Annotated in this window: 10 protein-coding genes and 1 pseudogene; 9 read left to right on the forward strand and 2 right to left on the reverse strand. The window is 70.5% G+C overall.

What is annotated here, in order from left to right:
• Positions 1–664, forward strand: a pseudogene (locus BGN97_RS11795) (translational GTPase TypA); the annotation flags it as partial.
• Between the two features lie 318 nt (positions 665–982).
• Complete coding sequence (locus tag BGN97_RS11800) at positions 983–1,795, forward strand: phospholipase (protein ID WP_292701625.1); 813 nt, start codon at positions 983–985, stop codon at positions 1,793–1,795.
• 30 nt (positions 1,796–1,825) lie between these two features.
• Here BGN97_RS11800 and BGN97_RS11805 read toward each other — a convergent pair whose 3' ends face one another.
• A complete protein-coding gene (locus BGN97_RS11805) occupies positions 1,826–2,371 on the reverse strand; it encodes an XRE family transcriptional regulator (RefSeq protein WP_292701628.1) in 546 nt (181 codons plus the stop codon).
• Positions 2,372–2,436: 65 nt separating this feature from the next.
• On the opposite strand from BGN97_RS11805, the gene BGN97_RS11810 reads away from it, so the two are divergent.
• The 6 genes from BGN97_RS11810 (at position 2,437) to BGN97_RS11835 (ending at position 6,836) form a co-directional block, all read left to right on the forward strand.
• A complete protein-coding gene (locus tag BGN97_RS11810) occupies positions 2,437–3,180 on the forward strand; it encodes an AzlC family ABC transporter permease (protein WP_292701631.1) in 744 nt (247 codons plus the stop codon).
• The gene (locus tag BGN97_RS11815) at positions 3,177–3,491 is read left to right on the forward strand and encodes an AzlD domain-containing protein (RefSeq protein WP_292701634.1); all 315 of its coding nucleotides are present in this window, start codon (positions 3,177–3,179) and stop codon (positions 3,489–3,491) included. The genes BGN97_RS11810 and BGN97_RS11815 overlap by 4 nt, the downstream gene beginning before the upstream one ends.
• A gap of 42 nt (positions 3,492–3,533) precedes the next feature.
• Positions 3,534–3,944, forward strand: coding sequence for a histidinol dehydrogenase (locus tag BGN97_RS11820; RefSeq protein ID WP_292701637.1), 411 nt, complete (start codon positions 3,534–3,536; stop codon positions 3,942–3,944).
• Between the two features lie 9 nt (positions 3,945–3,953).
• A complete protein-coding gene (fdxA, locus tag BGN97_RS11825; protein WP_285633905.1) occupies positions 3,954–4,274 on the forward strand; it encodes a ferredoxin in 321 nt (106 codons plus the stop codon).
• Positions 4,275–5,387, forward strand: coding sequence for a succinyldiaminopimelate transaminase (gene dapC, locus BGN97_RS11830; protein WP_292701642.1), 1,113 nt, complete (start codon positions 4,275–4,277; stop codon positions 5,385–5,387).
• A 159-nt stretch (positions 5,388–5,546) separates the two neighbouring features.
• Complete coding sequence (locus BGN97_RS11835; RefSeq protein ID WP_292701645.1) at positions 5,547–6,836, forward strand: citrate synthase; 1,290 nt, start codon at positions 5,547–5,549, stop codon at positions 6,834–6,836.
• Between the two features lie 81 nt (positions 6,837–6,917).
• On the opposite strand, the gene BGN97_RS11840 is transcribed toward BGN97_RS11835, so the two are convergent.
• A complete protein-coding gene (locus BGN97_RS11840; RefSeq protein WP_292701649.1) occupies positions 6,918–8,351 on the reverse strand; it encodes an MFS transporter in 1,434 nt (477 codons plus the stop codon).
• A gap of 143 nt (positions 8,352–8,494) precedes the next feature.
• Between BGN97_RS11840 and BGN97_RS11845 the strand changes: the two genes are divergently transcribed.
• Positions 8,495–9,064, forward strand: a complete 570-nt coding sequence (locus BGN97_RS11845; protein ID WP_292701652.1) for a TetR/AcrR family transcriptional regulator — start codon at positions 8,495–8,497, stop codon at positions 9,062–9,064.
• The last annotated feature ends 250 nt before the right edge of the window (positions 9,065–9,314 follow it).

The following is a 9,314-nucleotide window of genomic DNA, read 5'->3' on the forward strand; positions in this document are numbered from 1 at the left end:
CAAGATCGACGGAAAGGTGCACGAGCCCTACGAGCACCTCACGGTCGACGTCCCCGAGGAGCACCTCGGCGCCGTGACCCAGCTGATGGCCAACCGCCGCGGCCGCATGGACAACATGATCAACCACGGCACCGGCTGGATCCGCATGGAGTTCATCGTGCCCTCGCGCGGTCTGATCGGCTTCCGCACCGAGTTCCTCTCGATCACCCGCGGCACCGGCATCGCGAACGCGATCTCGCACGGCTACGACGAGTGGGCCGGCTCCATCGTGGCCCGTCAGAACGGCTCGATCGTCGCGGACCGCGCCGGTGTGGCCACACCCTTCGCCATGATCGCCCTGCAGGAGCGCATGTCGTTCTTCGTGCGTCCCACCGAGGAGGTCTACGAGGGCATGGTCGTGGGCGAGAACTCGCGCGCCGACGACATGGACGTGAACATCACCAAGGAGAAGAAGCTCACCAACATGCGCTCCTCCACGGCCGACACGTTCGAGTCGATGACCCCGCCGCGCATCCTGTCGCTGGAGGAGTCCCTCGAGTTCGCCCGCGAGGACGAGTGCGTCGAGGTCACCCCGGATGCCGTCCGCATCCGCAAGGTGATCCTGGACCAGACCGTCCGCGGTCGTGAGGCGTCGCGCCTGAAGCGTCAGGACGCCAACGCCTGACGCGCGCTGCGATCCATCGGAAGGCCCCGGTTCTCGAACCGGGGCCTTCGCTTTCTCGCGGCGGCGTCGGCGGGAAGTAACGAACGCATAACACATCTTCTTGGGAGCGTGAAGCCGGGATTCCCACGAACCAGGCACGGAATGTCCAGGTCCGTGGCATGTTCCGTCCAGAACGGGGGCGCAGACTCGTTCGGTGCCCGGGAAACCGCTCCCGATGAGCAAGCCCTCCGCGGGTTCCGGGCCGACGACGACCCGAAAGTCGAAACCCGAATGCTTCATACCCCTCACACCCGTGCGTCCCGCCGGGTGCGTGCCGCCGTGTCCGCCCGCTCCGCGATGCGCAAGCCGCTGGTCGGCGTCGCCGTCGGCGCCGTCCTCGCCGCCGCGGCGGCCACCGGCATCCTCGCCGCTCCCGCTCTCGCCGCTCCCTCGGAGGCCGATGTCCACAAGGCCTCCCAGGCCGAGAGCGACGGCCGGATCGCCCTGAACAACGCCGTCGCACTGAACCACGTCGCCGAGTCGGCGGACGTGCTGCCCGGCACAACGCTGAAGGATGTCGCGATCGCCGACCTGACGCATGATGTGAAGCTGCTCTCGGCCGCCGAGCAGCCCAGCTCCGAGCAGCTCGCGGACCTGACCGACGACGTCATCCGGAGCACGGTGCTCGTGCAGCGGGACACCGCCGCGCTGCAGGAGTCGCTGACGGCGGCGAAGGAGGCCAAGGCCGCGGATGACGCCGCCAAGGCCGCTGAAGCCGCGCGCATCGCCGCTGAGCAGGCCGCCGAGCAGCAGCGCGTCGCCGCGGCGGCGCTGGCCGCCGCGAACACCCCGGACGGCGCACGGGCCACCGCTCGCGCCATGGCCGCCAGCAAGTACGGCTGGGGCGCCGGCCAGTTCTCCTGCCTGTCGAGCCTGTGGAACAAGGAGTCCGGCTGGAACTACAAGGCCTACAACCCCAGCGGTGCGACCGGCATCCCGCAGGCGCTGCCCGGAAGCAAGATGGCCACCGCGGGGGCGGACTGGCGCACCAACGCTGCGACGCAGATCTCCTGGGGTCTGGACTACATCAAGCGGGCCTACGGCTCGCCCTGCTCGGCGTGGTCGCACTCCCAGGCAGTGAACTGGTACTGAGTCGAAGGCCCGAGACCTGCGCGGTCCTGATCACCGGAGTTCGGTGATCAGGACCGCTGTCGTCCCGGCGGCGCGCGCCTCGAAGATGTGCGGAGCGTCGCCGGGATAGGAGAGGTAGTCGCCGGGGTGCAGCAGCTCCGGTGTGTCGGCGGGGCCGAGCAGGGCTTCGCCCGAGACCAGCACGACGTGCTCGGTGGTGCCCCGGTGGTGGGGGAGCGAGCGGCGGGGTTCGCCCGGCTCGGCCTGGATGAGGTAGATGTCGCGGCGTGCGCCCGGTGCCGCCGCCGACAGGAGCGTCGCGAGATACGGGGCGGCGGCCGACGGCACGCCGGGGTGGTCGCCCACGCGGATCAGACGAGGTGCAGTGGTGCTCTCGTCGACCAGAGTGGAGAACGGGATACCGAGGGCGTCGCCGAGGGCCCAGAGCGTCTCGACGCTCGGGTTGCCCGCGCCGCTCTCCAGCTGGGACACGGTCGCCTTCGACACGCTCGCGCGGCGGGCGAGCTCCGAGACCGAGATGCCGGCGGCCTCCCGCTCGCGTCGCAGGGCATGGGCGATGCGTTCGCGCAGTTCCATGTGTTCAGTATCGCAAACGATCGTTCGACTTGACGGACATCGAGCACTCGTTCAGAATGTTGGTCATGCGTTCGGCGAATCGAACAAAGGTGGATGCTGCGACACGCGCCGTCCGGGAGGTGTGGCGCGAGGGCCTCGGCGTGGCCATCGCGGCCAGCGCCTACGGCATCTCCTTCGGCGCTCTCGCGGTGGCATCCGGCCTCGACATCTGGCAGACGTGCGTGCTGAGCCTCGTGATGTTCACCGGCGGCTCGCAGTTCGCGTTCATCGGAGTGCTGGGTGCCGGCGGGCTCGCGGCGCTGCCGTCGGCCATCGCATCCGCTGCCCTCCTGGGGGTGCGCAACGTCGCCTACGGCATGCGGATGTCGTCCCTCATCGGCGACGGATTCTGGCGCCGCACCGCCGCAGCGCAGGTGACCATCGACGAGTCGACTGCGGTCGCGATCTCGCAGGAGTCCCCGGCGCTGGGCCGGCTGGGGTTCTGGATCACCGGTCTGGGCGTGTTCATCGGCTGGAACCTCACGACGCTGGCCGGCGCCCTGCTCGGCGACGTGCTCGGCGATCCGAAGTCGTGGGGGCTGGATGCCGCTGCGGCCGCGGCGTTCCTCGCCCTGCTCTGGCCGCGGCTGAAGCAGCGCCAGGCCATCGCCGTCGGCGTCGCCGCGGCGGTCGTCGCCGCTGCGCTCACGCCGGTGCTCATGCCGGGCATGCCGGTGCTCGTCGCGGCCGTGGTAGCGATCGTCGTCGGCTGGTTCAACTGGCTCGGGCGGGACGGCGATGCCGCGTCGGTGAAGGAGGCGGCGTCATGACCCTGTGGAACGCGGTGCTGCTCGCCGCCTGCATCTGCGTCGGCCTGAAAGCCGTCGGCTATCTCATCCCTGCGCGGCTGCTGGAGGCACCGCGGCCCGCGCGGATCTCCGATCTGCTCACCGTCGCGCTGCTGGGGGCGCTCGTGGCGGTGCAGTCGCTCGGAGCCGGCCAGGCGATCGTGGTGGATGCCCGGGTCCCGGCGGTGCTGGTGGCCGCAGGGCTGCTGTGGATGCGGCAGTCGTTCCTCGTCGTGGTGGTCGCAGCGGCGGCGGTCGCAGCGTTGCTCAGACTCGTCGGCTGGGCGGTCTGATCGCGGCGGCGCACCCGCAGCATCCGCCGCTAATCTGGGGGAGTGCGCTCTGTGATCTCCCGTGGTCTGTCCTGGCTGGCCGCCCTCCTCATCGGCGGCGTGTACGGCGTGGCGGCCACGATCGCGCACAGCTACACGCTCGGACCGGTGCCGGTGGGGATGATCCTCGGCGCGATCGCGTGCGCGGCGCTGCTGATCGCCCTGCGCACCCTGACCGGCGACCGCTGGGCGGCGCTGGCGGCGGGCTTCGGCATGATGGCGCTGATCCTGCTGATCTCGCAGCGCGGCCCGGGCGGATCCGTGGTCGTGCCGAACACGCCGCTCGGCAACATCTGGATGTACGTCGCGGCGGGCATCGTCGTGCTCGTGGTCATGTGGCCGGACCTCTCCAAGGTGCGCCGGCTGTCGGCATCCGCCGGGGCAGCGGGCGATCGGCACTCGCGCGCGTCGTAGACTGGTCACGTGACGTATGTGATCGCCCTTCCCTGCGTCGACGTCAAGGACCGCGCCTGCGTCGATGAGTGTCCCGTGGACTGCATCTACGAGGGTGAGCGGATGCTGTACATCCACCCCGACGAGTGCGTGGACTGCGGCGCCTGCGAGCCGGTGTGCCCGGTCGAGGCGATCTTCTACGAGGACGACCTTCCCGGGGAATGGGCCGACTACTACAAGGCCAACGTCGAGTTCTTCGACGAGCTGGGCTCCCCGGGCGGTGCTGCCAAGGTCGGCGTGCTGCCCTACGACCACGCCGTGGTCTCCGCGCTGCCCCCGCAGGGGGAGTGAGTGGGCGTCCGCGACCTCGCGAACTATCCCTGGGATGCGGTCGAGCCCTACCGGGAGCGCGCGGCGGCGCACCCTGACGGCATCGTCGACCTCTCCATCGGCTCGCCCGTCGACCCGACCCCCGAGGTGATCCGCGCCGCGCTCGCCGAGGCCACCGACGCGCACGCGTACCCGCAGACCGTGGGCACTCCGGCGCTTCGCGAGGCCATCGTCGAGTGGTACGCGCGCCGCCGCGGTGTGCCGGACCTCGCCGTCAGGAACGTGATCCCCACGATCGGCTCGAAGGAGCTCGTGGCGCTGCTGCCGCTGCTGCTCGGACTCGGCGAGGGCGACATCGTGGTGCATCCGCGAGTCGCCTACCCGACCTACGCGGTCGGTGCGATCACCGCGGGCGCGACCCCCGTCGCCGTCGACGATCCCGCGGAGTGGCCCGAGGGCGCCAAGCTGATCTGGATCAACACGCCTGGCAACCCGGACGGACGCACCTGGAGCGTCGACGAGCTCGCCGCCGCCGTGCGCCGCGCGCGCGAGCTGGGCGCCGTGCTCGCCAGTGACGAGTGCTACGCCGAGCTCGGCTGGGACGGCCCCTGGGCATCCGAGCCGATCCCCTCCGTGCTGGACCCGCGCGTCACCGGGGGGACCCGCTCGGGTCTGCTCAGCGTCTACTCGCTGAGCAAGCAGTCCAACCTCGCCGGCTACCGCGCGGCCCTCGTGGCGGGATGCGCGCGCATCGTCGGTGATCTGCTGACGGCGCGCAAGCACCTCGGCCTCATGCCCCCCGCGCCGGTGCAGCACGCCATGGCGGTGGCGCTGCGCGACGACGAGCACGTCGCCGCGCAGAAGGAGCTCTACCGGCAGCGGCGCGAGCTGCTCGTGCCCGCCCTCACGGCGGCAGGTTTCCGCATCGACGGGTCGGAGGCGGGGCTGTACCTGTGGGTCACGGAGGAGCGCGACGCCTGGGAGTCCATGGGCCGCCTGGCCGACCTCGGCATCCTCGCGGGACCAGGGCACTTCTACGGCGACCACTCCGCCGACCACGTCCGCATCTCGCTGACCGCGCCGCTCGATCGGGTCGCGCAGGCCGCGCAGCGGCTCTCGGCATCCGCTCACTGAGGCGATTTGTCGGTTTCCGGCGTGAAACCATCCATATCTTGGTGGATGTCACAGTAGGCCGGAGGCGCGACTAGGCTGTAAACGCGATGCGGCCGTTCACCGGCAGGCGCTCTGCGCCACACATCGTCCACGACGACACAGACGCAGCAGGAGGTTGGCGTGAGCGCAGCTCAGCCGGACAAGGCGACTCTCTCGATCGGTGACACGACCGCGGAGTTCCCTCTGCTGTCATCTGTCAGCGGGGCGGGGAGCATCGACTTCTCCACGCTGACGCGACAGACCGGGTACACGGGTCTGGACTACGGGTTCGTGAACACGGCCTCCACCAAGTCCGCGATCACGTTCATCGACGGAGACCAGGGCATCCTGCGCTACCGCGGTTACCCCATCGAGCAGCTGGCCGGGCGCACGAGCTACCTCGAGGTGGCCTGGCTGCTCATCTACGGCGAGCTGCCCACCGCGGACGAGCTCGCCGACTTCGACGAGAAGATCCGCCGTCACACGCTGCTGCACGAGGATCTCAAGCGCTTCTTCTCCGCGCTGCCGCACACCGCGCACCCGATGTCGGTGCTCTCCTCCGCGGTCGCCGCGCTGTCGACGTACTACGAGGGCCAGACCGACCCGCACGATCCCGAGCACGTCGAGCTGAACATGGTGCGCATGCTCGCCAAGCTGCCGGTCATCGCCGCCTACGCGCACAAGAAGAGCGTCGGCCAGGCGTTCCTCTACCCGGACAACTCGCTGAGCTTCGTCGACAACTTCCTCAAGCTCAACTTCGGCGTGCTCTCCGAGGAGTACGAGGTCAACCCGGTCATGTCGAAGGCGCTCGAGCTGCTGCTGATCCTGCACGAGGACCACGAGCAGAACGCCTCCACCTCCACCGTGCGCCTGGTCGGCTCGACCGGGGCGAACCAGTTCGCGTCCATCTCCGCCGGCATCCAGGCGCTCTCAGGGCCGCTGCACGGCGGCGCCAACGAGGCCGTCCTCACCATGCTCGGTCAGATCCGCGAGTCGGGTCAGAGCGTGCAGCGCTTCGTCGAGCGGGTGAAGAACAAGGAGGAGGGCGTCAAGCTGATGGGCTTCGGCCACCGGGTCTACAAGAACTACGACCCGCGTGCCAAGCTCGTCAAGGAGGCGGCCGACGAGGTGCTCGCCGAGCTCGGCGTGACCGACCCGCTCCTCGACCTGGCCAAGGAGCTCGAGGAGATCGCCCTCGCGGACGACTACTTCAAGGAGCGCCGCCTGTATCCGAACGTCGACTTCTACACCGGCGTGATCTACAAGGCCATGGGCTTCCCGACCCGCATGTTCACCGTGCTGTTCGCGATCGGTCGCCTGCCCGGTTGGCTGGCGCAGTGGCGCGAGCTGAACCTCGACCCGCAGACCAAGATCGGCCGCCCGCAGCAGCTGTACGTCGGCTCGCCGGAGCGCGCATACCCCGGCCACTGAGCATGACGCGCAGAACGGCCCCGGAATCCTGTGGAGGATTCCGGGGCCGTTCTCGTCCGCGCCGGCGAGCCGGCGGCGACGTCACGCCGCGTCGGCGAGCACCGGCTGCGGAGCCGTCGGGAGGAGGACCGGCACCTCGTCGCGACGACGGGTGACGGGGACGACGGCCACGATGACGGCTGCGAGCACCGCGACGGCAGCGATCGTGAGCCAGGCCGTGTCGTAGCCGCTCTCGAACGGTCGTCCGCCGGCGTCGACGGAGCCGAAGACGATCGCGGTCATCAGTGCCGATCCGATCGCGGACCCGATCGAGCGCAGGTTCGCGTTCACGCCGGTGGCGATGCCGACACTGCTCGCGGGCACGCCTTCGACGATGATGCTCGCCATGGCGGCGTAGGCGGTTCCCACGCCGATGCCGAAGAGCCCGCCCGCGACAGCGAGCTGCCAGATCGCCGCGTGGAAGAGCACGGCCGCGACCACGGACGCACCCATCACCAGTGCACCCGCCACGAGCTGCGTGCGCAGGGTGAGCACCCGGCTGAGCGCGCCGGTGGCGAAGCCTGCCAGCGACATGCCCGCCAGCAGCGGCACCAGCACGAGGCCGGCGGTCTGCGCGGTGAGGCCGAGCGCCCAGCCCGTGTCGGCGGGCACCTCAAGGAACAGCGGCAGGTATCCCCAGAATCCGAAGACCGCCACGCCGATCAGCACGCCGGCGGCGTTCACCGGCCAGATGCTGCGGTGCGCGAGCATCCGGATGTCGACCAGCGGTGTCGCGGAGCGCAGCTCCGAGACGACCCATGCCACGAGCAGCACGGCCGCGAGGGCGAACAGGCCGAGCGTGACGGGGCTGGTCCAGCCCCAGTGCGCACCCGAGGCGAGAGGGAGGAGCAGTGCGACCAGCCACCCCGACAGCAGCACCCCGGAGAGCGAGTTCAGCCGACCGCTGGCACGGGTGGCCGAGCGCGGGATCCAGGCGACGGCGAGGAGGGCGCCGATCGCGGCCGCGATGAGCGCCACCTCGAACAGGCCGCGCCAGCCGATCGAGGCCGAGAGCGGGCCGGCCAGCACGCTGCCGGCGGCCCCGCCGATGCCGATCAGCGCGCTCACGGAGCCGATGGCGCCGGTCAGGCGCTGCGGCGGCATGAACTCGCGCAGCAGGGCGAAGGCGAGCGGGAAGACGGCTCCGCCGGCGCCCTGCAGGACGCGCCCGGCGATGAGGACGCCGATGTTCGGCGCGAAGGCGGCGACGAGGTCGCCGAGCATGACGAGGCCGAGGACGGCGAGGAGAGTGGCCCGTCGTCCGCGCAGGTCGCCCACGCGTCCGAGCAGGGGAGTGGCGACGGCCGCGGCGATCAGCCAGGCGGTCATGGTCCAGGTCGCGGCATCGGAGTCGATGCGCAGGTCGGCCTCGATCATCGGGATGACGGGGATGACGAGATTCTGGAGCAGCGCGATGGACGCGACGCTCACGGCGACGGCCGCGTAGGCGGGCCGGTGGTTCGAGCGGATGGTCATGGTCCTTCCGATCTTGCAGAGAGGAGAGGTAGAATCGGAGAGTGGCTCCGAACGGAGGAAGCCTCCGGTTAGAAGTTACCGGAGGAGCCCTCCGTTTCGCAAGTGCATCGACAGACTTTTTCCGACATCCCCTGGAGGTCAGCGTGACGACGGTGGCACCGGCATCCGCTCTGGCTGAGCGCCGCCCGAAGCGGGCCGACGCCGCGCGCAACTTCGACGCCCTGGTGGCGGCCGGACGCGCGGCGTTCGCGGAGTCCGGCTCCGACGCGTCGCTGGAGGACATCGCGCGCCGTGCCGGGGTGGGCATCGGCACGCTGTACCGCAACTTCCCCACGCGCGACGACCTCATCGAGACCCTGTACCTCGGCGAGGTCGACGCGCTGGCCGCGTCAGCCCTCGAGGTCGCCTCGCTCGAGCCCTGGGACGCGCTGCGCGCCTGGCTCGACCGCTTCGTCTCGTACGTCGGCACCAAGCACGCGCTCCTGGACGGCCTCAACCGCGAGTCGTCTGTGCTGACGCAGTGCCGCCACATCATGCTCTCGGCGGGGGAGCCGCTGCTCTCCCGTGCGCAGCAGGCCGGTGCGGTCGATCCCGACATCACCATCAGCGACGTCGTCAAGCTCGTCTCCGGCGTTGCGGCCGTGGCCTCCTACGACAGCCCTGCCCAGCGCGAACGCGTGCTGAACCTCGCGATCAACGCCATCCGGGCCTGACGCCACCCGGCGCCCGGTGCGCGGGGTGCGTGCGGCTGGATGCCGTAGGTGCCGGGGATGCAGAAGAGCGGCCCGCCGGAACTGTGACGTTCCGACGGACCGCTCCTGCGCGTGACTCAGCGGCCCTGCGGGCGGCTGGCGCGACGCGACCCGGTGCGTGCGCGACCGGAGGCGTGCTGCTGGCCGTTCGCGGCCGGACGGGCGGCACCGTGGCCGCCGCCTCCGTGCTGTCCGGACGGTGCACCGGTCT

This window comes from Microbacterium sp. 69-10, from assembly GCF_001897945.1.
Lineage (GTDB): Bacteria > Actinomycetota > Actinomycetes > Actinomycetales > Microbacteriaceae > Microbacterium.

Excerpts from the sequence above, each read along its gene's own strand:
- BGN97_RS11805 (WP_292701628.1), bottom strand. The coding sequence starts at position 2,371 with ATGGAACTGCGCGAACGCATCGCCCATGCCCTGCGACGCGAGCGGGAG.
- BGN97_RS11840 (WP_292701649.1), bottom strand. The coding sequence starts at position 8,351 with ATGACCATCCGCTCGAACCACCGGCCCGCCTACGCGGCCGTCGCCGTG.
- BGN97_RS11815 (WP_292701634.1), top strand. The coding sequence starts at position 3,177 with ATGACCCTGTGGAACGCGGTGCTGCTCGCCGCCTGCATCTGCGTCGGC.
- BGN97_RS11810 (WP_292701631.1), top strand. The coding sequence starts at position 2,437 with ATGCGTTCGGCGAATCGAACAAAGGTGGATGCTGCGACACGCGCCGTC.